Below are 21,688 nucleotides of genomic sequence, written 5' to 3' on the forward strand. Positions count from 1 at the left end.
CTACTAAATGTGAAGTTTTTAACTTATGTCAGTACTAATAGTATTTCATTAAATACCACAGGAAGGGAAAACTAAGAAACAATTGCTAATGCTAGAAGGAAGGTACGTAATCCAGCACTACATAAATGAGATATACTTTTAAATTCTTGTATAAAGTTCTATTTCAAACTGATCACGCTTTGTCCATTCTTTCTTTCTTGTAAAAATCACCTTTTCAATAACTGTTTTTAATAATTTATTTTTCTTTTCAACATCACTTGTAGTGTGATATACATCCAGGACATTTTTTATTCTTGGGAGTAAGGTTACATTGGCTTCTTTTTGCTTGTATTCCCAGTCAATTTCCGATCTTAAATCAGTAATTTTAGCTTCAACCTGTTCAAGTTTTTCTTTAATTACCCTTTGCCTTTGTAAAAATGTTTCAATATTATATATTCCTTTTTCTAAGAGTTCATGGATATTCTCATTTTGTACTACAATTTCTTTTTTTTCTTTCTCTAGTCCAAAAAGTGCTTTTTCCTTTAGTTTAATTAAGGATTTCCCCTTTTTCTTTTCTTCCTTTGGTAATTCAAACTCTTCAATAAAATTCTCAAGAGTATGAATTATTTTTTCTTCAAGTAATGCAAAAGATACTCCTTTTTGAATTCCCTTACACTTGTGATTGCTACATCTAATCATATCATTTGGACGGTCTGGTCTTGGGAAGCGTATCATTGTTTTTCCGCAATTAGAACATATTACTATACCAGCTAATGGATTTGATAGTACGCAATTCCTTGCTAATGGAACTGGCCAGCGCTTCTTCAAATCATGGTTAATTTTAAAGAATAAGTCTTTATCAATAATAGCAAGGTGTGCATTTTCAGTGATCTGCCAGTTTTCTCTAGGTAACTTTTTCTTTTGATATTTACCGTCAATTTTAATATGGTTAACCCTTCCCCATATAATATTTCCAATATAGACCTCATTTCTAAGGATTCTTCCAACGGTGGTATGTTCCCACTGATCAGATTCAGGAGGTTTGATATTTAACTGATCTAATTCTTCTGCTATTGTTCTTTGGCCTACCCCATTGGCAGCCTTATTAAAAATTAACTCAACTACCCAACTAGTGACAGGATCCGGATATAGACGAAGATTTTCATCCCTTAAATAGCCGTATGGCGGCTTTCTTGTAATAGATTTTCCTTCCTTTGTAGATTGCCTACGTCCGCGCTGCATCCGTTTAACAATGGTTTTTAATTCTTCACGGGCAATAAGAGACTTTATGCTAAAGGTCAATTCCTGATTTTCGTCTTGCGGGTCAATGATTTCGGTAGGGGTTATTATGACAGTTTCTGAGTTTTTTAGTATGCGATAAATTGTTCCTTGATCTACCATGTCCCCACGACCTAATCTATCCAAATCCATGCAGAGAATGGCATCAACTGAACCCATTTCCACTTCTCGCAGCATTTTTTGCATTTCTGGACGTTCTGAAATAAACTCACCAGATACGACTTCTTCAAATATCTCTACAATACGAATATTTTTGAGTTTTGCGAGTTCTAATAGCTGGCTGCGGTGACGATCTAGTGTATTGTAATGTTGGCCAGCTTCCGCATGTTTTTTCTCTTCTTCAATATCTTTTCGGCTTTTTCTTAAATAAGCAAAAGCATCGAGGTTATTCATGTATAGATCCCCCCTCAACTTATTATATTAATGGCTTTTTAACTTCATGTTTCGCTGGATATGTTCTACTCGATATTCGCAAACCTCTTCTGATACTTTAAAAATTGAGGCCATTTCACTAATGATATTATGGCTTTTCCAATCAACTGCACCCAGCATATGAAAGGGGATAGCTGCATACCTTGTAAAGTGTTCAGCGTCCCATTCCTGTAATTCTCGCCATGTTAAAGGCATTTGCAACTGACTTCCAGCATGACGCAGTATATGACAAAGCTCGTGATAAAAGACTTCACGCTGTAGATCTTTATCTAAATTTTTATTTATGTTAATTAATTTAAAATTTCCATTCTCTATTGAATAACTTCGTCTATCCGAATATTTCAAGTGAATACTTAGCATTCTAGCAATTTTTCTTTCATCAATATCCTCTGGTGTGTTAATCCCCAATCTTTTTAAGAATTTTGATACCCAGCTGTCCAGGGGGAAGGGTATGTAGACATAGGACAAAAGAATCACCTCGTCTTTATTATAGGAACAAACGTTCCTGTATGCAAGAACCAAAAAAGACAAGTTTTTAACTTGTCTAGTTCATAAACTACGTATGGTTTCTGTATATTGTTTTGTCTTTAATATGATCTTCTATCCCAGAATACCATTTGACTTGATAATTCTTAATAGCTGCATAAGTTTATTGTGGCTAAAGTTTTTTGCTGTGATGCCAATAATTAGAGAGACAAAATAGATAATTAAACCTAAAAGTACAAATCCGACTAATAGACCTAGTAACCTAATTGCAGAATTTATAATGTCCCAACATGAAAGGGTAAACTTATTCCAGAAAAATCAACCACTGAAATCACCGTCCATACTTTTACCATGATGTTAATTTATATAGGAAAATAAAAACATCCCAAAATTAATTTTGGGATGTTATGAAATACTTTTTAATTTTTGTTTTTTCCAGTTAGACAGTTTGTCCTGCACGTGTAAACCATTCCACAATTCAACTTTACATTCCTTAGCATATTCTTTTGCTTTTTCTGTATAGTTGCTTGTTGTAATACATAACGAACCTTGGCAACCGTAAAATTTTTTACCACCATTTAATTTAATGATAGGTTCATTGCCAATATTCTTCTTGTGACGTTTGCATTGAACAGCAATTTTAAACCCATCTTTAGGGTCAATTATGACAAGGTCCACGCCGTGATCTCCCGTCCTAGGAGTACGCTCTGGTTTAAAGCCTTTGTCCTTGAAATATAAAAACATCAAGTTTTCGAAGTCTTCCCCAGAAAGAGAATCAACATTTGTCATTAATAGTTCTTTGTCGCTTAATGCATTATCTAAAACCATCTTTGATGTTTTTGATAAATCCTTTTTCTGTTTAGGTCGGTTTTGATGTTTTTCTTTTGAAGGCAAGATTTTAAATACAAATAAATTTATGAGTACTCCACTAATTAAAATGCTTCCAATCATTATGTAAATATTTTCTGTAGGAGGAATCATCGCTTTAATATTATCCTGAATTGTGATTAGCCAAAACATCCATATCAAGCTAACCGAACTAGCAAAACTTATTTTTTGATTCTTTGTCATTTGCTTCCTCGCTCCTGCTGTGCCTTCCATTTCACATATTCAATGTGACGTTTTATATCCTCAATTTCTTCGTCTGTTAGACCTTCCATATCGAAAAAGAATAAGTTTTCATTATTATTTTTCTCTTTTTCTTTTCCAGTGAGTAAGTGATCTAATGATACATCGTAGTATTGAGCAAGTTTGATCAAGGAGTCATAGTCAGGTTGCCTATTTCCAGATTCATAAGCAGTGTAAGCTGGTCGGGTAATACCTAAAATTTTAGCAATGTCTTCTTGTGTTTTTTTATGTTTTTTTCTTAATTTAACAAGTTGTTCTTTTAACAAAAGGCTTCACCTCTTTATTTATATACTTAATATTACAGTAACGATTAGTTACTTTTAATATATGTAACAAAAAGATACTTTATTCAATAAAAATCCTTGACTTAGTAACGAAGTGATACTATTATAAAGTTATAGAATGTTTCAAATCGTTACAATGGAAGGAGGATCCTTGTTTGAGAACGTGGCTTAAAGAAAAAAGAGAATTATTAGACCTCACTCATGAAGAGGTTGCAACACAATCTGGTATACAAAGGGCCTACTATACAATGATTGAAAATGGAACCCGTAACCCCAGTGTAGATGTAGCTAAGAAAATTGCCGGTGTAATTGGTTTTAAATGGACAATTTTTTTTGAGAATTAATGTAACGAATTGAAACATAAACGACTCTGAAAGGAGTAATTCAAATGTCAAATACCATTCCTGATGCATTAACCCAAGATCGCTACTGGGGAGCATTAATTTTTTTGTTTAAAAATCACCCAAAGCTTAATAGCTGCTTTAATACTCGTTTTTTCGATATGTCAGATGAAACGATAAAAATTCAGTCATTGAGAAGGTATGCTGCACCATGGTCATCTTCTGAAAAGGTGATGCTAAATTTAGCACTGCATCTATTCAATGAAAGAAATAAATTTAATCTTGCTGACCTTGATTCTCTTGATAGCAATAATATAAAACTGGCTTTTGAGGCCATGAAGATTCGGTTTAGAAACTAGGGCAGTCCAGTTAAAAGTACTACATATATTTAAATAAGGGAGGGATCTTCATTGGCTAAAGAATTCATCTTTGGAAATGCAAAAGTGATTGTTAATTCTCCATTGGCGGATATGACTAAGGAGGAACGAAAAGAATTTTTCCGTACTGAATGGGATAAAGGAAATCCGGTTTTACGTGAGATCGCCCAGGCAGCACATGATTGTCTGAGATCGCAAGTGACAGCAAAATTAGAAAAATATTCCTAACTATAAACATATCATTTTTAAGGGGTTGAATTGTTCAAATGGAAGCAAAAAATCTAGAAAATGATGGAGTTTTGAAGAAAAACGCTTTGAAGGCAGCAATTTACTTATATGATGCCATCCAAAGTGATGATTATGAATCTGCCAAACTTGAAATGGAAGAATTGAATTTTTTAATCAAGCGTTTGAAGAATAGGAAGACAAGAAGTGAGAGACTTCAAATGCTTACAGACGTAGTAATTGAAATGAAAGCACGAGGTATAAAGATAGATTTTGCTAAAAGTGCTTCTTTTTTGAAAAACGAAGAGAAAAATGCGGTTGAAAAATATCATAATACAGCATTATATCGCGAACTAGATAAAAAAAGGCAGCAAGCCTAAGAGCCTACTGCAAATATACAAATAAAAATTCAGTTAATGCTAGTTTAGCAGAAAAAAACTAGCGAATCAAATGGGAAAGGAATATGCCGATGCTTGCAGCACAAACTATAGAGGAATCAGTCGATTTAAATCGGCTGTTTCCATCCAGCCCAATTAAAGTTATTAAATTATTTGGTTATTCTGCTTTTAATAAAGAGAAGGATCATAGCAAAAGGTATAAAACTGCTAAACGCCCATTCCATAAAGGATGGCAGGAAATGGATCAGCCAGGACTTTCAAATAATGATTCCTTTTCCTGGCTTAAAGATGGTGGGTGGACAGGTCTTGTCATTCCTAAGGGTTATATCGTTGTTGATATAGATGATCCAGAGGAAGGGGAAATACTTTATAAAGCTTTGATAAAAGATCAGCTAGCTTTCCACGCAATTAGGACGGTAAGAGGGTATCAGTTCTTTTTCAAAGATAATGACAAGGTAAGTAAGCAGGGTTCAATGGTATTAATGGCATGTGGTTGTGTTGGTGATTACCGCCTTGCAGAGCGTGGACAGATCGTGCTTCCCTCGTTAAATACAAAGGGTCGTGAGTGGGTTCGACTGCATGATGGTGAGCTCTCTGAAATGCCTATTTACTTTGAGCGGTTGAAAATACTGAATAAAAATAGCCGTCCCTTTCCTGTACCAATGATTGAGGGCGGCCGCAACAATGCTATGTATGGACATGCTTGCCGCCTTGTCGAGTTCGGCTATGACCAGAACGAGATTCACGAGATTACTAGCTTCATGAATCGCTATTTCTTTCTTCCGCCACTTGATCATTCAGAATACGTAGCAACGTTGAAAAGTGCCTTACAGCGTCAACCAAGTGGAAAAGAGTATGGTTCAGCACCACCACCTACCACATCGCCACCTGTACAGCATGCTACAGAGAAAAAACAGCCCAAATTCAATCTAACTGAAATGGGTAATGCTGAAAGGCTTGTACATAGGAACGGACAGAATTTAAAGTATTGCATCGAGTTTGAAGAATGGCTGCTGTGGAATGGTAGCACATGGATAGAGGACAAAAAAAGGCAGATTGAACGAATCGCGATTAAGACCTTTCGTGAAATGTATGGGGAAGCGACCAGAGAAGAAGATATGGATCGCAGGAGTCAAATCGTGAAGTGGGCGCAGTCCAGTGAAAAGAGTTCAGTTTTCCTTAATAGTATTTCAAGGGCGCAGGCGATGCTGCCATTAAGCCAGGATGAATTAAATCAAAATGGGTATTTGCTTAACTGTAAAAATGGTGTTGTTGATTTAAAATCCGGGGAACTTCTACCGCATGATCGTTCACTCCTTATGACAAAGAATACTCATATTAGCTATGATGCAGCTGCATCATGCCCGACATGGATCTCATTCTTGCAAAGCATCATGAAAAATGAAAATGGTGAGGTGAAACAGGATCTAATCGATTTCTTACAAAAAGCTATTGGCTACACGCTTACTGGAGACACAAGTGAACAAGTCGCATTCTTTCTGTGGGGAACTGGAAGAAACGGGAAATCTACTTTCATCAATATTGTAAAAGAAATACTAGGTGATTATGGTAAGCAAACGAATAGTGACACATTCACATCCAAGATGAACGACAACGGGATTAATAATGACGTTGCTCGCTTACATGGAGCGCGCTTTGTGTCAGCAGTCGAATCAGAAGATGGACAAAAGCTTTCTGAATCGCTCATTAAGCAGTTAACAGGTGGGGAGCCAATTACTGCACGATTTCTAAGAAAAGAATTTTTTGAGTTTATTCCAGAGTTCAAGATCTTCTTTACCACGAATCATAAGCCGATTGTAAAGGGCGATGATGAAGGGATCTGGAGACGGATCCGTCTTATCCCATTTACTTACACTGTTCCAAAGGAAGAAGTGGACAAGCAGCTGCCAGAGAAATTGAGAGCAGAGCTTCCAGGCATTTTACGATGGGCAGTAGAAGGCTGCATGAAATGGCAGCAAGAGGGATTAGGCGAACCAGAAGAAGTAAAAGCTGCTACTGACGAGTATAAAGAGGAAATGGATCTTTTATCCAACTTCTTAGATGAATGCTGTGTAGTAATGCCAGAAGCGAAAGTAGCTGTGAATGATATTCATAAGGAATACATGAAATGGGCAGAGGAAAATGGAGAATATCCAATGAAACAGCGTGCATTTAGCAACAGGCTGCAAATGAAAGGATTCTCAAAACGAAAGTCCACAGGTAACAGAACCTTCTTTTTCGGTATCGGTTTGGTGAACGATTATAAGGACAAGTTACCTAATAGTTACCTAGTTACCCAAAGTGACTCATTTTCTAGTATCCCCCCCATAGAGAGAAAAAATGAAATGAACCTAGAAACAGGGTCACTAAGGGTAACTTTTGATTCAAAAAGTAACTCTAGGGTAATCGAGGAGGAGATTTAATGATTACTCAACTCCTTAACACAATGTATCACTTAAATATAGAAATAAAAGAAATAGACAATAAAACAAAGCTTGTCTATGCCCCTGACATATTAAATGCAGAATTGAAAGAACTTATTAAGCAGCATAAACCTTCATTACTTCAAAGATTGGATGAGAACCAAGCAGCCAGACGAATAGGGTTCCTTATTTATCATCATGGAATGCTCTATGAATACCGATACGGAAGGGGAGCATTCCTGTACATTGAGCGCCTTCCTAACGATAAAGCAACCTCCTGGAGGGCTAACTTTCTCCCAGACCAAACAAAGCCATACAAGACGAAAACAATCGTTCTTAACGTGCCTTTCCAAAGGGCATTTGATGAAGCAGCAGGTTTTATAAACTGGCTCAACAAAAAGAGGAAGGTGGGGTGAGGAAGTGAGGAACACCAGAAGAGAAAAGAAGAGTTTTAAAGATGAATTGATAGAAAAGTTCATATCATTAGGTTACACAAAAATACTAGATAGACGGAAGCTGTATGAGCTATCTACTTCGGAATTGAAGAATATTTTAATAGTGGAGTAGCAGATCGAGGAGGTGATTCAATATAAGGAAATATAACAATAGTAGCAATGTGTGCAGTATTTAAATATATAAATATATATTAGATTATGCACGCGCGGCTATTGCGAAAGGGTGCGGTTTTAATTAAGTTATGAGGAATTTATTGAATAGGTTGTTTCGCAATTGAGAGATTATGCAGACGATAAACAAACAGATTTCAATTTGTTAGTGAATCATATGAATATAATAGAAAAGAAATTTCAAATTCAGCAGAATTTATACATGAATTTAAAATTTGATTAACAAAATATACATTGAGTTTCCCAAGCAAGTTTCATGGTGCCAAATGTTGTGGGAGTCCCTTGCTTGAGATTTTTAGAAAATCTATTGATAAAAAATTACTCAGAAATATTTAGTTGTTTGTTTTTAGTATTTGTTTTTTCTTGGTTTTCAATTAATTTATTTATTTCTAATTCTATTTTTTCTAATTCGCCTTTTGAAATTTCACCTTGTTGTTTAAGTTCCGTGTAAATAATTAATTGATGATTTTCCAATTCATTAACGATTTCTGTTTTCATTTTTTCCTCATGCTTAATCAATTGGTCAGTATTTGAAGTCAACGTAGATGCAATGAAAAAACTCAATGAAATTGTAATTGAGGTAAGTGTATTTACAATAAATTCAGGTGTAACAAATTTAAATTTCTTTGTTGCAGTAACAGATTTACCAACAGTTATTGAAGCATTTAAATCAGCATGCCCGTTTTTATATTCAAATAAAGTAAACAAATTGTCGTAAATAGAAAGATCTAAATTTCCTGAACTTAGTGGGTCGTGAAAAAAAATTTTAATAAATCTTTTAGAATCTATGTTAGGAAAACGTTCATTTAATAGATTAATTAAATTTTCCTCGGAATTTTTATAATTTTTAATTGCTTCCGAGATTTGCGATACATCTTCAACCTCATTTCCTTTGATTACCAATTCTCTAAATGATTTTATTGACTCTAATTGTTCACTAGTAGGTTGCAATTTGAGATTGGGTAATTTTGAATCTATTTCCTTAACAATTTCTTGTAATTGTTTACTAATTAGTGAATTGCTAATAGTGATAGTAACTTGGTGTGGGGACATATATAACATCCTTTCAATACATTCTGATTTAAATTGTATAGTTATTAAACAATCAAAACAAGCACTAAAAGGTATAAATACACCATATTATGAAATTTTTCACAAGAAACATAATGATAGGAGTGTTAAGCCAATGGCCTATTTAACCCAGATACGAGCAGGAGGAAAGCAGTACATTTATTTAACGGAATATTGCGGAAATCAGCAATACTCAACAAAGAGTGAAAGGAATATCTTTTCCTTTGGATCTACTTCTATAGCAATTCTTAGAATGAGGAAATGGCTTTGGGATTTTGAAAAGGAGTTTCCACAAGAATTAAAGAAATTAGGTTTCACAAGGCAGGATTTGGCTGCCTGGTTAAAACAACTTGAGACTGGCAAGACACCAAACGGCAAAAGCTTTAGGGTCGTGAGGGAACCTGTGGAGTTCTACAATATATATAATATATATTAAATTTTGCACGGGCTTATCGTCTAGGAGATTGCAATTTTATAGACAAGATTATACCTTTCATAACGCGCAGGGAGAATTTTTTCTCCCTGCTTTTTCTATGTAACCCAAAATTTTTTTTGGGATATTATCCGGAAAGATTTGTCATGTATAGTCGAAACAAGAGGTGAAGCAAATGAATGAGGAAATACCAAATCCGATAACTGAGGATACTGCAACTGAATCCGACAGTACAGATCAATCAACAACAGAAAACACTGCTGATTCTGGGGTAACAACGCCTGGTGATACAGAAGGTACTAGTGAATCTGTCGTTCAGCCGCCAACAGCATCGGAAGGGTTAAACACTCTTCCTACTGACGTTGTGGTGACTTCTCCTATAGATAACAGGGAGCAGACGATATTCAGGACTGGAGACGGAGAAATTCATGTCATTCATGAAATCACGCTCGGTGATATAGTCTTATCAACTCTGATTATGGCCTTGCTAGTATTTATGGTCTTAGAAAAAGTGATATGGAGGTAGGCTGGATGTATACAGTGATGGCTTATTCACCAAAGGATATATTTGTCGCTTATTTAGTGGTCATTGCCAGCTGCGCTCTTCTTTATCCCATTGCTAGGATCATCTATACAGCCATTGAAAGAGGTGTTTCCAGATGGAGATAACAAGCATCCAAATTGGTGGCTTCGTTGCTCAAGCTTTTAAGGTGATCTTTGGAAACCCAGATGTAATGGTCATGCTGTTAACCTGGTCAATTATTGTCACGTTAGGACTAGTCACATTGAAAATCTATGAGGATCTATCAAGTTAAGGGAGTGAAGCCATTTGAGTGGTCTTTCAAACGTTTTTGATTGGGATTTTTTCTGGGGAACATTCGGCTTCATACTTAAAATTGTAGCTCCTTTTGTCATGCTGATTGTCGCTATCATCGCTGTTGGGATTCTATTGAAGAATGTCATAGCAGCAGTTAGGCAGAAAAACTAATGCCAGCATTCCAGTCGTTTCTAAGCGGTAATAATTTGGTCGCATTTTGGGATAACGTCAAATGGATCCTCTTCTTCGTAGCACCAGTCATCATGATCTTTTTTGGTGTAGATGCCATTAAATTACTTATAAAAGTAATTAAGGGATCCGTTGCAGGCGAGGGCAATAAAGATGATGACGATGATTATGATGTCTATCGGTATTAACTAGTTTTACTAGATAAATATTTTATTAAGAAAGGAGTAAGGACTCAATGGGAAGTAATGCAGTCGATTTTTCAGGAGTAACTTTGCCTTTTTCTCCAGCAGATCTATTAAGTTCAACAACTGGTCTTCTTGGAGTAGTTGGGGGATTTGTATTGCTAGGACTAGCAATCATCTTTGTTCCTAAAATTATCAATGTTATTCGTTCAGCAGCCGCGACTCGCGGTAAAAACTAATTCAAAATTTTTTAAAAAATAGGAGGGCTTTAATATGCCACAAGTATTAGGTGCAGCAGTCGATTTCTCAGGAGTGACTTTACCATTCACACCAGCAGATTTATTAACTTCAACAACAGGATTATTAGGAGTAGTCGGTGGCTTCGTTTTACTAGGATTAGCAATCATCTTTGTTCCAAAAATCATCAACGTTATTCGTGCAGCAGCCGCGACTCGAAGTAAGTAAAAATGAAAAAGGGGGAGCAATCCCTCTTTTTTGTTAGGTGAAAGCGTGGTGTATTTCAATTGATGAAGAGATTGACAGTAACTATGATTCTAGCTGTTTTTATATCGATGGTACCGATACAGGCATTTGCTGCATCTAGTCAATCAGGACAGTATTATCCGCCATCCGATTCTGAATATTTCAAGAAAAAGTTTTCTTGGCAGTTTTATATTGATCATCAAACTTATCAAATTAGGTTCACTTCGAGACCTCTTGATCCTAATAACCCATTATTTTTACAACAAACTTTTGATGTAAGACCTAATTCTTTTATATGGTTTGATTTTTCTTGTCAAGGAAGGGACGATATTGAATTTTTAGATGCTCAAGGAAACGTTTTAAGCTTTATGACACGTGGACAAACAACAACATATTTAGATGGTACAGGAGATGTGATGTGTGTTAGATTATCTGATTTTGATGAAAACGCAAAGGATTATGTGGATACAGGTAAGCAACCAGATGGATTAGGTGGTAACGGGGGAAACGGAACAGAAGGTAATCCCCCCAATGGAGGTAATGGTGGAGGTAATCAGCCACCAGATGGCGGATCGGGACCAGGAGGAGATGGAGGTTCAGGTGGTGATGGTAGTGACCCTGGAGGAGATGGGGGCGGTGGAACTGATCCAGGAGGGGGAGGAACAGATCCCGAAGAAAACCCACCACCTAAAGCATGTGATCCAGAATGTAGAATTTTTAGATGTCCACAATGGGATGATTACATGGGGAAAATTGATAACATAGCAAATAAAATTCCTCCACCTCCAAATTGGCCAGAGGTTGCTGATACTTTTAGAGATTCAATTGTTCCTAAGTTAGTAGATGATATTGGGGATTTACTTGGAACAGCCCCTAATCCGCCAGCACCAGCACCAGAGCTACCAGGATTAGATGACCGTGGAATAAAAGGGAAAGAACCAGAAATGAAAGATGTACCAGGTTTGGAAGATTCAGGCTTCGATGCTAACAAAATAAAAAATGAAGCCCCTAAAATACCTGAAAGGGAAGATCCGACAGGAGGATTTGATCTTTCGACAAATCCAGTGGATGCCCTGCCAGATGCGCCAGAAAATCCGAAACCCGGTGAAACAGATGCAGGAGAATGGGGAAAAAACAAACCAAAAGAAGAAGACAATCCATTTCCTTATCCTAAAGACAAAGGAGATCCAGATGTAGGATCCCAGCCTAAGCCAGGTGACAACGGAGCAACCCCTCCTAGTCCTGGTGGAGACCCTGGCAGCGCACCAAAGCCAGGAGGCGATTTAGGGAATGGGCCAAGTCCTGGAGGAAGTGGAGGGGATCCAAATATGTTAGATTACAAACCTAGTCCAGGTGCGCCGGATGGATCAGGGGGGGATCTTAAATGAAAAAGATATTAGTTTTATTTCTAGTGTTGCCTGTATTATTTGCAACACATAATAAAGTATTTGCTCAGGATGAAAACATTTTATCTGGTAAGCCATTTGATATTTACAATGATAGAGGGGTTCTCAAAGGAAAGACCTATGCACTAACCGACAATAATACAAAAACGTATGTTGATATTATCAATTCGATGTATTATACAACCGTATTAGATAAAACATACGATATGACAGGCTACCAGATGGTTACAAACAACAGGACTGCTCTAGGATATTTCAGAGTACATTTTTATTCAGATGTAAATTTAGAAAATCTTATTGGCTCAATTTGGCCATCTTCAAATATAACACCTATAGATATGAAAAACGTAAGAGCGATAAAAATTCAACCAACGACTAACTCAGGCGGATACTCATTACAAGAGGTGATGATATTTGCATCTCCAAGAATAATTAATCATCAAGAATTAGAAAATCTATCATTAAACGCTGAATACAATCAAGTGAAATTAACTTGGACTATTCCTATTGATAACTTGGATTTTGTGGCAACAAAAATTTATCGAAATGGTGTTTTGATAAAAACTGTAGACAGCCCTATCAAAGAATATATAGATAGCAGCATAAAGCCTAATGAGAATTACACCTATAAAATTTCTGCTCTCTACACTGATAGATTCGAAACAACAGGAATATCCCAATCTATAAAAACAAAGGCAATAGAAGAAATTCGAAGTTTAAATGCTGTCGCAGGTAAAGGGCGAGTAAATTTGTCTTGGAAGCTTCCAGAGCAGGAAAATTTAAGTCATGTAAATATTTATCGAGAAACACTAACAAAAAAAACAAGTAAAATAGAAAATTTCATTTTTGGTTCTTCTGTTTATGCAGCAGGCACAAAAATATTTGAAACGAATGGAACATATTTCAATGATTTAACCGTTAAACCATCTACAGCATACGAATATACTCTAACGGTGCAAACAAGTGATGATAAGGAGTCTAATGGAATTTCTGCTCGCGTAACTACCCCAGAAGATTTATTTCCAGAAATAGACGGTGGTGGTTATGAAAAGGACGAAAATGGCGATTTTCTTTTCACCTGGACAAGCCCAACAACAGGAAAAGTAAAAGTTTTAATTAATGGAAAGGAATATAAAATTGTTGATGCTTCACTCAAACAAATTCTCATTCCAAAAGAGGATATGAAATATGACATCTTTAACAATCCAAAGGTTACACTAGTCCCGATTTCAGAGGATGGAACAGAAGGATCTCCAACGAGGCCAGGTGAGAATGGTGGAATAGGGGGGATTGGCGGTGGGAAAATACCTTTTGGCCCTACAGACCTATTAAAAAGCATCATGGGCCTAATAGGTGTCATTGCTCCTATACTGCTATTATCACTTGCAATCATCTTCTTCCAACCAATTAAAAATGTCATAGTTAAGGCAGTTCAATACAACAGAGAAAGGAAAATGTACAGATGAATGGAGGGTTAACTCAAGAGGTATTAAACATTATCTTTTCTAAATATATGGTCTATCTATCTCCAATGATTTTTGTACTTATGGTTGCTTTGTTTTCAGAAAGGATTATTGATCTAATCTACCAGGCAATTGATAAAAAGAGAAGGTGGAGGTAATGCAGTTTATTACTCCATTTCTCTTTTTATCAGCAGGGATCCTCGGAGATGCATTCGGAAAACTATTTAAAGTGATTTGGGATGGCATCAAGTGGGTCGGAAATCTACTAAAAAAACTATTACAGGGTGTAGTCGATATAATCATAGGTTTCTTTGAAATTATCTACGCCTTGATAGATGGACTTTTGTATTTCTTATATAAGGTCGGTGTCCTGGCAGTAAAATTGTTTATGCTTCTGTTTGAAACAGCAAAACTACTTTGGGCATTGGTTGTAGGGTTTGCTAAAACTTTAGTAAGCCTGGTATACAGCCCAAGAGGTTCGTCTGATGCAGCTGGCTATTCAGAAATGCTAGGAAAGCTTTTTAAAAGTTTGTCTGTTTTACAGATTGATGTAATCGCTTATATATTGCTCTTTGTTATATGGATGTTTACAGCAGTAGGAGCAATCAAATTAATATCCTCTATAAGAGTAGGGGGCGAATGATGAAAGAGAAAATCAGGGAGTTTCTAGATAATATTTTCGGCCCAGTTATTTCATTTCTTGATCTTGGAATTGAAAAATTAAGGGCTGTACGGTTAGTAACTGCCCAGGGGTTAAATGTAGGAAAATATCTATCTGTTTTTGGAGATATGCCAGCTGCATGGCAGCTAGTAATCTCCTCTCTATTAATATCAACCGTGCTGTTGGGTTCACTGTTGCTGTATAGATCAGTTATGAGATTGTATTATTCAGCAAAAGAAGGAATTAAGTGGTGGTAAAGGGAGAGATAATGTATGGCTGAAGCATTTTTTTACATGTATGTTGTCGGTGCAGGAACGGCTGCTGGTGTCGCAACAATCGGATTAATTACATGGAAAATCGTAAAGAGATCAAATAATAAAACACCTAAACAGAAAAGAGGGATTGCTTAATGTTCGGACGTTCTAAAAAGCAAAAAGATGAATTCTTTCCTGAAACAAATGATATAGTGATTGTCTTTGACGATGATAATAAATCATCAGATATACAACGAATCGATGAAATTCGTGAAGGAGTTATCTATGTAACTGGAAAATACGCAATTCCAATAGATGATTGTCAAATAACAACAGGAGCAGAGGGAAGAAACTTTTTCTATAAAGCTCCTGCAGATTCGGTTTTTGAAACACAAAGACTAGCAGCATTAGAGCAGTCATTGGTTTTAACTCAAATCACAGCATATCGTCCACCGATGCCGCCAGCTGCAATGGATTGGACTAAGGGTCTTCTGTTTGGATTAGTATTTATTGCTTTCATCGTAATGGGGTTAAGTAGCTGCGGAGGTGGAGCTTAATGTTTGAGAAACGCTCTACAGCGCAATTAACGTTGTTTTCATGGGGAGTTGTTCACTAAATGCAAAATACAAACGCTGAAAAACTGCAATCTGCCATATCAGATGATCTTTTCCCACAGGTTAATCACATATCAGATGTAAAACAAGTCCTGGAAGAGATGAAAGGCAATGCCCAGGATCTAAGAGAGGTGCAGCTGAAAGGAATCGTCCTTTTGCAGCAAATGGGAGAAAACACATACTTGCATGGAGATACAAATCCATACAAGAAATTAATAGAATTCATCATGAAAGGGAAAGAGTACGTGGCGGATCCTGATTTCTATATTAAAACCATTGAAGCACTTATCCCGAAACCTCCAAAACCAATTGTTATGGCAGAAAAGGCTGAAAGGGGTAGGAAGTAATGGCACATCATTTTTTTATTCAAGGCCCACTAGGAGCAGGGAAAACATTCCTTGCTTCTACATTAGCCCATTGGTGGAAAATGAAAGCTGAAAGGAACGGAGCGAATATAAAGCTCTTTTCTAACTATGATCTGTACGATAGCCAGCCAATGACACACTTTACAGACTGGTACGAGGTCGCAAAGGCTCAAGGTAGTATTTGCGTATGGGATGAAGCTTACTTGGCCTTTAGTAACCGCAAATGGTCTAAATACGGGCAAAGTGTGATCACTGATGTAATGATGATGACAAGAAAAATGAAGTCTGTACAGATCTATTGTTCTCCTTCAATAAACTTTGTTGATTCAAGGGTAAGGCAGATTGTTGAGGTGCTTATTACTGCTAGAAAGATAGGAGATAAAGGCTTCCAGTATCATTTTGTAGACTATCAAACTGGTGAATTTATGCATAAGCAATTTCTTCCTATGTTCAAAGCAAAAAATATAATGAAATGTGATCTGTATGACACTGAAAATATGGTTCAATACTTCCCAATTCCTCAAACGGAAAGAGAAGGGGAGAAGTTTTTCGAGGAGCTTGAATTGATTCATAATCTTTCCAGAGGAAAGCAAAGGTTAGTTGTTTAGGAGTGATATTTTGGAACACTATTCGCTTGTACCTCAAGAATATAAGGATAAAGAGAAGGATCCGCGGCGCTTGCCCTGGCTTTATCCTAAATCATTAAACTTAGTCTACTATGCAAAAAAAATGCAAGAATTCTCATTTTATCAAGCTTTAGAGGTTGCTGAGGATTTAGCATTTAAGCAAGGATTTATCTTGCTGCCACATAGCTGCATTCACTGGCAGCGCGCGAAGAATTATGGCCATGATCGGAAAATCAAAATAGGCAGAAAATCATTCTTTTTAATGAAGCCAAATGAATTGACAAAGAGTGAAGAAATGAAGCTAGAAAAGTATCTGGATGAATTACATGAAAGGTCGTGAGGTTGTGATTTTATTATTTAATAGAGTTGAACTAGCAACGTTAGTGCTGCATATGAACATCATGAGACACAACATAAAAAAGGGCTTTAAATCGAACTATGGACGTTCAGAAGGAAAAGAAAAGCTAAATGTCTATGATGGTATTAAAGAACGCTTAGGGAGCGATTTAGAGGGGGAAGAAAAGGGTTTCTATGAATTCGAAATTGACGAAGTTGAAATGAATATGCTGCATTCCTTTTTAAATTGGTATGTGGAGGAAATCAAGCTTTCAGCAGAAGATCAAGGGGCAGACATAGAGAAAGATGAACAGATTAAGATTCTGGATCGATTGAGTGTGAAAATTAGTAACATTATAGAAATGGCTATAGAAAAGGCTTAATTTATCAAAAACGTTCGTTATTAATATGAAATGAGAAGGAAGGGAAACAGGCGAATAATACCTGTTTTTCTTTTTCAAAACTATTCTCAAAATCAAATTGTTATTTAAACAATAAAAACCCCTTTTTGATAAGGGAAGGAGGAATGAAAATGATCGTAGGCTATGCCAGAGTATCTACCCAGGATCAAAACTTGCAGCTGCAGATCGATGCACTTCAAAATGCTGGATGCTTTGAAATATTTGAAGAAAAGATCACTGGAACAAAAAAGGATCGACCAGCACAAAATGAAATGCTGAAAATGCTTCGTGCCGGTGATCGAGTTGTTGTCTATAAACTAGACCGGATAAGCCGCAGCACAAAGCATTTAATTGAGCTTGTAGAATTATTTGAGGAAAAAGGAGTAGAGTTTGTTTCAGTTCAAGATAATATTGATACATCTACAGCCATAGGACGCTTTTTCTTCCGTATCATGGCTAGTATTGCGGAGTTAGAAAGGGATATAATTAGTGAAAGAACTAAAGCAGACTTGAGTGCAGCAAGGAAACGAGGAAGATGTGGAGGAAGGCCTGCAGCTGATCAAAAGAAAGTACAGCTTGCATTGAAGATGTATCGATCAGAGGATTACAGTATCAACCAAATTGTACAAGCTACTGGAATCAGTCAGGCCACAATTTATCGCAGATTAAAATGACTTTTTAAATAGTATTTTATTTTGATTTATTTTTATTTTTATTTTTATTTTGTTTAAGGAATACCTCTAATTCATATTTTTTTAATTCACCATTAACCCACATAAAATAGTTGTAGGTACTATCAGCTCTGCTAAAAAAAATCATTTCAATGAATGACTTTACTATGATAAATAATAAATGAAGGATTACTGCCAATATAAATAGATTGAACAAGTATATAAATTTAAAATCATCAAAAATGTCCTTAATAAAGTAACTTACGATTGATGTATATATAACGCTATAAAATATTAAAATAATTGCCCAATTGAACTTTTCTGGTTTAACTTGATTAGCCCAATGTTCAACAATTCCTTGTAATTTCTTTATTTCTTCTGACTCTGTTATATCCATAAGGTTTAACAATTTCATTAATTCTTCACGTCTTTGAATTGATGTACTTTTAGGAATTGTATTTATGTGTGGGTTTTTCAAAATTATAAATAATAATAATATGAATATCCCACTTACAATCCCTACAATGAAAGTATTATCATATTTAAAAAAACTGGAATATAATAAAAATGCTAAATATAGAATCGCTATTGAAAAATAGGATATAAAAAGGCTTCTAAATTTTTTATTACTTTTAAGAATTGGTTTAATCTTTGCCTTTGTTTTTTTTATAGAAAAAATGTCATTGTATAGTTTTGAATCCATGTTACTCCTCCTTTGAAATTTGACTTTATTTTAATTATTACGAACTGTGAAGATATAAGTTCCAAAATAATTATTAACGTGTATATGATGTACAGTTAAACCAATACAACCGCCACTCCACCCTCATGACAGCATACAAAAACATCAAGCATGAAGATTTCCGCTACTATATTTTGAAGCAAAAGTCTGATATCTTCAATGCTCTCAAGACCTTTTTTAAAAAAGAAAAGGAAACGGCTAAACTATAAATAAATGAATGCATATGTAGCGATGGGTTTGTTTATAAGTTGAAAATGGTAATGTATATCATTTGGGGTTCAATTAAAATAACAATTGTGCCCCTTTTTTGTGCTTATAAAACAAATAGGCGGAAGTTCAGTACGGCGGTAAGGAATTACGGAAAACAAGACACTTTCCCAGTGGAGAAAATGGGCTGATTGTAAGGGCTCAGCAATAGTTAAAAATATGAAAGTAGTTATTACTCATTGGGAGATGATTGAAAAATCAGCATAAAGAACCTATTTTCTGATCTTGTTAATAGGTTCCTTATTATATAGCTAGATAAATATAAGAATTTTATTTTATAAATATTGGGTTATGGGAACTTGTAACAATTCTGTGTTTATAAAAAGAATTGGTCGGAAGACAACACGAAATTAGAATGAATCATTTTTTTACACCATAAAGAGGTTGGTGTACTTTGAGGCCCAATATGTAAATTAGAGCAGCGCAGGTAAAGATACTGCTCTAATATCTTTTTGGATTATATAGTCTTACATTAGAAGGATTGTTTATATCATACCCAGAAAAGTTACTCATCTTTTGGTTCGTTAATTCTTCTAATTTTTTAACGGATGTTTGAAATTCCCTTTCATTCATCTGCCCAGTAGCAAGAAGTGTGCATAATATAGCAAAACCTACAGCTGTGTTATCAATGTGTACTTCCAAATTCATATCAATATCTGAATTTCCGCTATTCCCTATAGAATTTATATTTTCATTATCATTATCATTTTTATTATCACTTTTAAGTTGTTCTCTTTCTTTAGTAAATCCATATGCCTTTAACCTGTCTTTATTCGCAGAAATATGATTATTCTTTTTCGCCATTTTTTTCTCCCTTTTTTCTAGAAGGGGCGGGATAAAAATATCCCACCACTCCTTAAAAGTCTACATCCACATCAGTATTCTGATCTTGATCATTTTCCTGATCTTGATCAGCCCTAACGCGTGCATTACTCCTGCTATTTAAACGAATATCCACACAGGAATTCCCAGAATTACTTACAATAGAACGAGATATATTAGTATTCCTGTCGACATTGCGAACATCTGCTTCAGCATCTGCATCGGCTCTGTTATCAATATCGTTTCTGAAATCGATATCGCTTTCCACATTCACATCTGTTCTACCATTGTTTCTTCTATTTCTAGAAGACCCCCTAAAGTAACTTTGGTTTCCATTATTGTCATATCCTCTTCTGCTCATTTAGATTCCTCCCTTCGCTTTCTTAATTACAATCTATTCATATATAGACACAGTGTATGGACATATTACCAAGTGTTATAGCCCCTTTTTATAGACTTTTCTGGACTGCTGTCATTTTTAATGGAAGGATTGTTGGTTGTTTTAACAAAATTTTATGCCGGCATTTGTGGATGGGATTCGTAAAAAATATAGAAAAATAAATCTTTTTCTGGCGGGAGGAGGACAAAAAAAGCCTCCAAGAGATAGGTTTCGTGAGGGGAAAAGTTAGCGACAGCCTATAATTGGTTATGCTGGTTACATTATTAGATTAAATCAATGGAGATATTTTTTCAGCAAGGAGATCAAGCGGCCTACAGATAAATAGGAAGAGGGGGCTACAAAACTCGTGGTATTTCATTATATATGAAGAAACAGCTCCAATCGTCATTTGTTTAGCTGTCTTAAAAGCTGTTGGAATTGAATGTAACTCTTGAATGATTCAGCTTACTGTTGAAAAATAAGAAGTTGATTGGATTTCCCAATCAACTCCTTATTTTTCATATTTACTTATTTCAAATCCGGCATTGAAAATTGAAATGACCATAATGAAGAAAAATAGGATTTGAATAAACGAGTTAGCAGACCAATATCCGATGAAGTTCATAAAAACAAGAATCGAGAACAACAGGGCTATAGCAACAGTAATAATCGATCGAAGTTTACGATTCATAAGATCCTCCTTGTAAATATGTAAACGATTAACACTATAAGGTTAACATATTTGACCGGAGATTTACACCTAAAATTTAACAAATATAGTTCGTGGAGTAATAAATATATTAATAGTAGTAAATATTATTTAGCTGCCCATGCTTCTATTTCGATTTTTAAATCAGCGTTTGCTAATCCAGATACGTATGCATATGTCGTAGCTGGTGGATTACCTTTATGGAATTCGTTCTATTTTTCTAGGAATATGTTTCGATCAATATCTTCTGTTAACCAAAAGTTAATTTTAAAAACATTACTTATACTTACATGTTCACTCTCAAGAATTGCTTTGATGTTTTCAAGCGCATTTACAAATTGACTTTCAATATCTTTAGGAAGACTACCATTTTTGTCATTGCCAATTTGACCTGATAAAACTACTATTTCAGCATCCCGTGGAATGACGGCAACGTGATGATATTGAGCGATTGGAGGTGATACGTTAGTAGGATTTGTTTTTTTAATTTCCATAAATGATCCCCTTTACAGATTTTTAATCATGATACACTTTAAAATTTTAAATATCAAGATAATTGAATATTCTTATGTGTAACTTGGTATTCAATTATTTCCTTGTAAAGAGGACGGTTGGTTTTATCATTATTAAATGGAAATTTGAACTTTTGATGTAACAAAAGAGTCATTCAGTTTTATTAAAAAGAAAAACGTTCAAAGATGAACGTTTGTGTTTTACTCAAACAAGGAGTTTATTGCAAGAAACCATATTGCTAGTATAACAAATATAAACCAATAGCCCATTAATTTTAGGAAAATTT

Annotated in this window: 37 protein-coding genes and 1 pseudogene; 28 read left to right on the plus strand and 10 right to left on the minus strand. The window is 35.4% G+C overall.

Going from position 1 to position 21,688, the window contains the following annotated elements:
- Window positions 1–138: 138 nt before the first annotated feature.
- The 4 genes from RUH74_RS04505 to RUH74_RS04520 form a co-directional block, all read right to left on the minus strand.
- A complete protein-coding gene (locus RUH74_RS04505) occupies window positions 139–1,671 on the minus strand; it encodes a recombinase family protein (RefSeq protein WP_313799063.1) in 1,533 nt (510 codons plus the stop codon).
- A gap of 27 nt (window positions 1,672–1,698) precedes the next feature.
- Window positions 1,699–2,178, minus strand: coding sequence for an ImmA/IrrE family metallo-endopeptidase (locus RUH74_RS04510; protein WP_313799064.1), 480 nt, complete (start codon window positions 2,176–2,178; stop codon window positions 1,699–1,701).
- 423 nt (window positions 2,179–2,601) lie between these two features.
- A complete protein-coding gene (locus tag RUH74_RS04515) occupies window positions 2,602–3,267 on the minus strand; it encodes a restriction endonuclease (protein ID WP_313799066.1) in 666 nt (221 codons plus the stop codon).
- Complete coding sequence (locus RUH74_RS04520) at window positions 3,264–3,590, minus strand: helix-turn-helix domain-containing protein (protein ID WP_313799067.1); 327 nt, start codon at window positions 3,588–3,590, stop codon at window positions 3,264–3,266. The genes RUH74_RS04515 and RUH74_RS04520 overlap by 4 nt, the downstream gene beginning before the upstream one ends.
- Window positions 3,591–3,763: 173 nt before the next feature.
- Here RUH74_RS04520 and RUH74_RS04525 point away from each other — a divergent pair, with 173 nt between their 5' ends.
- From RUH74_RS04525 to fbpA, 7 genes are all read left to right on the plus strand, one after another.
- Entirely contained in the window at window positions 3,764–3,952 is a 189-nt protein-coding gene (locus RUH74_RS04525) for a helix-turn-helix domain-containing protein (RefSeq protein WP_313799068.1), read from the plus strand.
- A 44-nt stretch (window positions 3,953–3,996) separates the two neighbouring features.
- Window positions 3,997–4,308, plus strand: coding sequence for a hypothetical protein (locus tag RUH74_RS04530; RefSeq protein ID WP_313799069.1), 312 nt, complete (start codon window positions 3,997–3,999; stop codon window positions 4,306–4,308).
- Between the two features lie 51 nt (window positions 4,309–4,359).
- Window positions 4,360–4,554: a hypothetical protein gene (locus RUH74_RS04535; protein ID WP_313799070.1), complete on the plus strand. Its 195-nt coding sequence runs from the start codon at window positions 4,360–4,362 to the stop codon at window positions 4,552–4,554.
- A gap of 38 nt (window positions 4,555–4,592) precedes the next feature.
- Entirely contained in the window at window positions 4,593–4,931 is a 339-nt protein-coding gene (locus RUH74_RS04540) for a hypothetical protein (RefSeq protein WP_313799071.1), read from the plus strand.
- A gap of 83 nt (window positions 4,932–5,014) precedes the next feature.
- Window positions 5,015–7,372, plus strand: coding sequence for a phage/plasmid primase, P4 family (locus tag RUH74_RS04545; RefSeq protein ID WP_313799072.1), 2,358 nt, complete (start codon window positions 5,015–5,017; stop codon window positions 7,370–7,372).
- A complete protein-coding gene (locus RUH74_RS04550; protein ID WP_313799073.1) occupies window positions 7,372–7,788 on the plus strand; it encodes a hypothetical protein in 417 nt (138 codons plus the stop codon). The genes RUH74_RS04545 and RUH74_RS04550 overlap by 1 nt, the downstream gene beginning before the upstream one ends.
- Window positions 7,789–7,792: 4 nt before the next feature.
- Window positions 7,793–7,939 carry a Fur-regulated basic protein FbpA gene (gene fbpA / locus RUH74_RS24135; protein ID WP_396229857.1) on the plus strand — a complete coding sequence of 49 codons (147 nt, stop codon included), beginning with the start codon at window positions 7,793–7,795 and terminating at the stop codon, window positions 7,937–7,939.
- Between the two features lie 377 nt (window positions 7,940–8,316).
- Here fbpA and RUH74_RS04555 read toward each other — a convergent pair whose 3' ends face one another.
- Complete coding sequence (locus tag RUH74_RS04555) at window positions 8,317–9,051, minus strand: hypothetical protein (RefSeq protein ID WP_313799074.1); 735 nt, start codon at window positions 9,049–9,051, stop codon at window positions 8,317–8,319.
- Between the two features lie 133 nt (window positions 9,052–9,184).
- On the opposite strand from RUH74_RS04555, the gene RUH74_RS04560 reads away from it, so the two are divergent.
- The 20 genes from RUH74_RS04560 to RUH74_RS04655 all read left to right on the plus strand — a co-directional run bounded on the left by RUH74_RS04560 (window position 9,185) and on the right by RUH74_RS04655 (window position 17,973).
- A complete protein-coding gene (locus RUH74_RS04560) occupies window positions 9,185–9,505 on the plus strand; it encodes a hypothetical protein (RefSeq protein ID WP_313799075.1) in 321 nt (106 codons plus the stop codon).
- Between the two features lie 172 nt (window positions 9,506–9,677).
- Window positions 9,678–10,028: a hypothetical protein gene (locus tag RUH74_RS04565; protein ID WP_313799076.1), complete on the plus strand. Its 351-nt coding sequence runs from the start codon at window positions 9,678–9,680 to the stop codon at window positions 10,026–10,028.
- 5 nt (window positions 10,029–10,033) lie between these two features.
- The gene (locus RUH74_RS04570; protein WP_313799077.1) at window positions 10,034–10,171 is read left to right on the plus strand and encodes a hypothetical protein; all 138 of its coding nucleotides are present in this window, start codon (window positions 10,034–10,036) and stop codon (window positions 10,169–10,171) included.
- Window positions 10,162–10,317 (plus strand): hypothetical protein, encoded by a 156-nt coding sequence (locus RUH74_RS04575; protein WP_313799078.1) that lies wholly within the window; start codon window positions 10,162–10,164, stop codon window positions 10,315–10,317. Before RUH74_RS04570 ends, RUH74_RS04575 begins: the two co-directional genes overlap by 10 nt.
- Before the next feature lie 14 nt (window positions 10,318–10,331).
- On the plus strand, window positions 10,332–10,490 hold the full coding sequence (locus tag RUH74_RS04580) for a PTS ascorbate transporter subunit IIC (protein ID WP_212933930.1): 159 nt from the start codon (window positions 10,332–10,334) through the stop codon (window positions 10,488–10,490).
- Window positions 10,490–10,696: a hypothetical protein gene (locus tag RUH74_RS04585; protein WP_313799079.1), complete on the plus strand. Its 207-nt coding sequence runs from the start codon at window positions 10,490–10,492 to the stop codon at window positions 10,694–10,696. The genes RUH74_RS04580 and RUH74_RS04585 overlap by 1 nt, the downstream gene beginning before the upstream one ends.
- A gap of 47 nt (window positions 10,697–10,743) precedes the next feature.
- Window positions 10,744–10,929 (plus strand): hypothetical protein, encoded by a 186-nt coding sequence (locus tag RUH74_RS04590; RefSeq protein ID WP_313799080.1) that lies wholly within the window; start codon window positions 10,744–10,746, stop codon window positions 10,927–10,929.
- A 34-nt stretch (window positions 10,930–10,963) separates the two neighbouring features.
- A complete protein-coding gene (locus RUH74_RS04595) occupies window positions 10,964–11,155 on the plus strand; it encodes a hypothetical protein (protein WP_313799081.1) in 192 nt (63 codons plus the stop codon).
- A 59-nt stretch (window positions 11,156–11,214) separates the two neighbouring features.
- Complete coding sequence (locus RUH74_RS04600; protein ID WP_313799082.1) at window positions 11,215–12,561, plus strand: hypothetical protein; 1,347 nt, start codon at window positions 11,215–11,217, stop codon at window positions 12,559–12,561.
- Complete coding sequence (locus RUH74_RS04605) at window positions 12,558–14,045, plus strand: fibronectin type III domain-containing protein (protein WP_313799083.1); 1,488 nt, start codon at window positions 12,558–12,560, stop codon at window positions 14,043–14,045. Before RUH74_RS04600 ends, RUH74_RS04605 begins: the two co-directional genes overlap by 4 nt.
- Window positions 14,042–14,200, plus strand: a complete 159-nt coding sequence (locus RUH74_RS04610) for a hypothetical protein (protein ID WP_313799084.1) — start codon at window positions 14,042–14,044, stop codon at window positions 14,198–14,200. The genes RUH74_RS04605 and RUH74_RS04610 overlap by 4 nt, the downstream gene beginning before the upstream one ends.
- A complete protein-coding gene (locus RUH74_RS04615; RefSeq protein ID WP_313799085.1) occupies window positions 14,200–14,685 on the plus strand; it encodes a hypothetical protein in 486 nt (161 codons plus the stop codon). The genes RUH74_RS04610 and RUH74_RS04615 overlap by 1 nt, the downstream gene beginning before the upstream one ends.
- The gene (locus RUH74_RS04620; protein WP_396229859.1) at window positions 14,685–14,960 is read left to right on the plus strand and encodes a hypothetical protein; all 276 of its coding nucleotides are present in this window, start codon (window positions 14,685–14,687) and stop codon (window positions 14,958–14,960) included. The genes RUH74_RS04615 and RUH74_RS04620 overlap by 1 nt, the downstream gene beginning before the upstream one ends.
- Window positions 14,961–14,975: 15 nt before the next feature.
- Entirely contained in the window at window positions 14,976–15,113 is a 138-nt protein-coding gene (locus RUH74_RS04625; protein WP_313799087.1) for a hypothetical protein, read from the plus strand.
- Window positions 15,113–15,514 carry a hypothetical protein gene (locus RUH74_RS04630; protein ID WP_313799089.1) on the plus strand — a complete coding sequence of 134 codons (402 nt, stop codon included), beginning with the start codon at window positions 15,113–15,115 and terminating at the stop codon, window positions 15,512–15,514. Before RUH74_RS04625 ends, RUH74_RS04630 begins: the two co-directional genes overlap by 1 nt.
- A gap of 59 nt (window positions 15,515–15,573) precedes the next feature.
- Window positions 15,574–15,918 carry a hypothetical protein gene (locus tag RUH74_RS04635; protein WP_313799090.1) on the plus strand — a complete coding sequence of 115 codons (345 nt, stop codon included), beginning with the start codon at window positions 15,574–15,576 and terminating at the stop codon, window positions 15,916–15,918.
- Complete coding sequence (locus tag RUH74_RS04640; RefSeq protein ID WP_313799091.1) at window positions 15,918–16,544, plus strand: zonular occludens toxin domain-containing protein; 627 nt, start codon at window positions 15,918–15,920, stop codon at window positions 16,542–16,544. The genes RUH74_RS04635 and RUH74_RS04640 overlap by 1 nt, the downstream gene beginning before the upstream one ends.
- A 10-nt stretch (window positions 16,545–16,554) precedes the next feature.
- Window positions 16,555–16,902, plus strand: coding sequence for a hypothetical protein (locus RUH74_RS04645; protein ID WP_313799092.1), 348 nt, complete (start codon window positions 16,555–16,557; stop codon window positions 16,900–16,902).
- A complete protein-coding gene (locus RUH74_RS04650; RefSeq protein ID WP_313799093.1) occupies window positions 16,889–17,281 on the plus strand; it encodes a hypothetical protein in 393 nt (130 codons plus the stop codon). The genes RUH74_RS04645 and RUH74_RS04650 overlap by 14 nt, the downstream gene beginning before the upstream one ends.
- Window positions 17,282–17,430: 149 nt before the next feature.
- Window positions 17,431–17,973 carry a recombinase family protein gene (locus RUH74_RS04655; RefSeq protein WP_313799094.1) on the plus strand — a complete coding sequence of 181 codons (543 nt, stop codon included), beginning with the start codon at window positions 17,431–17,433 and terminating at the stop codon, window positions 17,971–17,973.
- 16 nt (window positions 17,974–17,989) lie between these two features.
- Here RUH74_RS04655 and RUH74_RS04660 read toward each other — a convergent pair whose 3' ends face one another.
- Window positions 17,990–18,673, minus strand: a complete 684-nt coding sequence (locus RUH74_RS04660) for a hypothetical protein (RefSeq protein WP_313799095.1) — start codon at window positions 18,671–18,673, stop codon at window positions 17,990–17,992.
- A 92-nt stretch (window positions 18,674–18,765) separates the two neighbouring features.
- On the opposite strand from RUH74_RS04660, the pseudogene RUH74_RS04665 reads away from it, so the two are divergent.
- A pseudogene (locus RUH74_RS04665) lies at window positions 18,766–18,921 on the plus strand (sporulation protein YhbH); the annotation flags it as partial.
- A 499-nt stretch (window positions 18,922–19,420) separates the two neighbouring features.
- Here the strand turns inward: RUH74_RS04665 and RUH74_RS04670 are convergent.
- From RUH74_RS04670 to RUH74_RS04685, 4 genes are all read right to left on the minus strand, one after another.
- Window positions 19,421–19,783 carry a hypothetical protein gene (locus tag RUH74_RS04670; protein ID WP_313799096.1) on the minus strand — a complete coding sequence of 121 codons (363 nt, stop codon included), beginning with the start codon at window positions 19,781–19,783 and terminating at the stop codon, window positions 19,421–19,423.
- 52 nt (window positions 19,784–19,835) lie between these two features.
- Window positions 19,836–20,162: a hypothetical protein gene (locus RUH74_RS04675; RefSeq protein WP_313799097.1), complete on the minus strand. Its 327-nt coding sequence runs from the start codon at window positions 20,160–20,162 to the stop codon at window positions 19,836–19,838.
- Between the two features lie 529 nt (window positions 20,163–20,691).
- Window positions 20,692–20,871, minus strand: coding sequence for a hypothetical protein (locus RUH74_RS04680; RefSeq protein ID WP_313799098.1), 180 nt, complete (start codon window positions 20,869–20,871; stop codon window positions 20,692–20,694).
- A gap of 230 nt (window positions 20,872–21,101) precedes the next feature.
- On the minus strand, window positions 21,102–21,383 hold the full coding sequence (locus tag RUH74_RS04685) for a RidA family protein (RefSeq protein ID WP_313799099.1): 282 nt from the start codon (window positions 21,381–21,383) through the stop codon (window positions 21,102–21,104).
- Between the last annotated feature and the right edge of the window lie 305 nt (window positions 21,384–21,688).

Source organism: Cytobacillus sp. (genome assembly GCF_032154635.1).
Taxonomy (GTDB): domain Bacteria; phylum Bacillota; class Bacilli; order Bacillales; family Cytobacillaceae; genus Cytobacillus.

Coding starts and splice junctions, on each gene's coding strand:
- RUH74_RS04595 (WP_313799081.1), top strand. CDS start 10,964: ATGCCACAAGTATTAGGTGCAGCAGTCGATTTCTCAGGAGTGACTTTA.
- RUH74_RS04655 (WP_313799094.1), top strand. CDS start 17,431: ATGATCGTAGGCTATGCCAGAGTATCTACCCAGGATCAAAACTTGCAG.
- RUH74_RS04530 (WP_313799069.1), top strand. CDS start 3,997: ATGTCAAATACCATTCCTGATGCATTAACCCAAGATCGCTACTGGGGA.
- RUH74_RS04630 (WP_313799089.1), top strand. CDS start 15,113: ATGTTCGGACGTTCTAAAAAGCAAAAAGATGAATTCTTTCCTGAAACA.
- RUH74_RS04605 (WP_313799083.1), top strand. CDS start 12,558: ATGAAAAAGATATTAGTTTTATTTCTAGTGTTGCCTGTATTATTTGCA.
- RUH74_RS04570 (WP_313799077.1), top strand. CDS start 10,034: ATGTATACAGTGATGGCTTATTCACCAAAGGATATATTTGTCGCTTAT.
- RUH74_RS04670 (WP_313799096.1), bottom strand. CDS start 19,783: ATGGCGAAAAAGAATAATCATATTTCTGCGAATAAAGACAGGTTAAAG.
- RUH74_RS04540 (WP_313799071.1), top strand. CDS start 4,593: ATGGAAGCAAAAAATCTAGAAAATGATGGAGTTTTGAAGAAAAACGCT.
- RUH74_RS04565 (WP_313799076.1), top strand. CDS start 9,678: ATGAATGAGGAAATACCAAATCCGATAACTGAGGATACTGCAACTGAA.
- RUH74_RS04615 (WP_313799085.1), top strand. CDS start 14,200: ATGCAGTTTATTACTCCATTTCTCTTTTTATCAGCAGGGATCCTCGGA.
- RUH74_RS04675 (WP_313799097.1), bottom strand. CDS start 20,162: ATGAGCAGAAGAGGATATGACAATAATGGAAACCAAAGTTACTTTAGG.
- RUH74_RS04685 (WP_313799099.1), bottom strand. CDS start 21,383: ATGGAAATTAAAAAAACAAATCCTACTAACGTATCACCTCCAATCGCT.
- RUH74_RS04550 (WP_313799073.1), top strand. CDS start 7,372: ATGATTACTCAACTCCTTAACACAATGTATCACTTAAATATAGAAATA.
- RUH74_RS04620 (WP_396229859.1), top strand. CDS start 14,685: ATGAAAGAGAAAATCAGGGAGTTTCTAGATAATATTTTCGGCCCAGTT.
- RUH74_RS04555 (WP_313799074.1), bottom strand. CDS start 9,051: ATGTCCCCACACCAAGTTACTATCACTATTAGCAATTCACTAATTAGT.
- RUH74_RS04590 (WP_313799080.1), top strand. CDS start 10,744: ATGGGAAGTAATGCAGTCGATTTTTCAGGAGTAACTTTGCCTTTTTCT.
- RUH74_RS04560 (WP_313799075.1), top strand. CDS start 9,185: ATGGCCTATTTAACCCAGATACGAGCAGGAGGAAAGCAGTACATTTAT.
- RUH74_RS04610 (WP_313799084.1), top strand. CDS start 14,042: ATGAATGGAGGGTTAACTCAAGAGGTATTAAACATTATCTTTTCTAAA.
- RUH74_RS04640 (WP_313799091.1), top strand. CDS start 15,918: ATGGCACATCATTTTTTTATTCAAGGCCCACTAGGAGCAGGGAAAACA.
- RUH74_RS04650 (WP_313799093.1), top strand. CDS start 16,889: ATGAAAGGTCGTGAGGTTGTGATTTTATTATTTAATAGAGTTGAACTA.
- RUH74_RS04515 (WP_313799066.1), bottom strand. CDS start 3,267: ATGACAAAGAATCAAAAAATAAGTTTTGCTAGTTCGGTTAGCTTGATA.
- RUH74_RS04680 (WP_313799098.1), bottom strand. CDS start 20,871: ATGAATCGTAAACTTCGATCGATTATTACTGTTGCTATAGCCCTGTTG.
- RUH74_RS04575 (WP_313799078.1), top strand. CDS start 10,162: ATGGAGATAACAAGCATCCAAATTGGTGGCTTCGTTGCTCAAGCTTTT.
- RUH74_RS04505 (WP_313799063.1), bottom strand. CDS start 1,671: ATGAATAACCTCGATGCTTTTGCTTATTTAAGAAAAAGCCGAAAAGAT.
- RUH74_RS04660 (WP_313799095.1), bottom strand. CDS start 18,673: ATGGATTCAAAACTATACAATGACATTTTTTCTATAAAAAAAACAAAG.
- RUH74_RS04635 (WP_313799090.1), top strand. CDS start 15,574: ATGCAAAATACAAACGCTGAAAAACTGCAATCTGCCATATCAGATGAT.
- RUH74_RS04625 (WP_313799087.1), top strand. CDS start 14,976: ATGGCTGAAGCATTTTTTTACATGTATGTTGTCGGTGCAGGAACGGCT.
- RUH74_RS04585 (WP_313799079.1), top strand. CDS start 10,490: ATGCCAGCATTCCAGTCGTTTCTAAGCGGTAATAATTTGGTCGCATTT.
- RUH74_RS04545 (WP_313799072.1), top strand. CDS start 5,015: ATGCCGATGCTTGCAGCACAAACTATAGAGGAATCAGTCGATTTAAAT.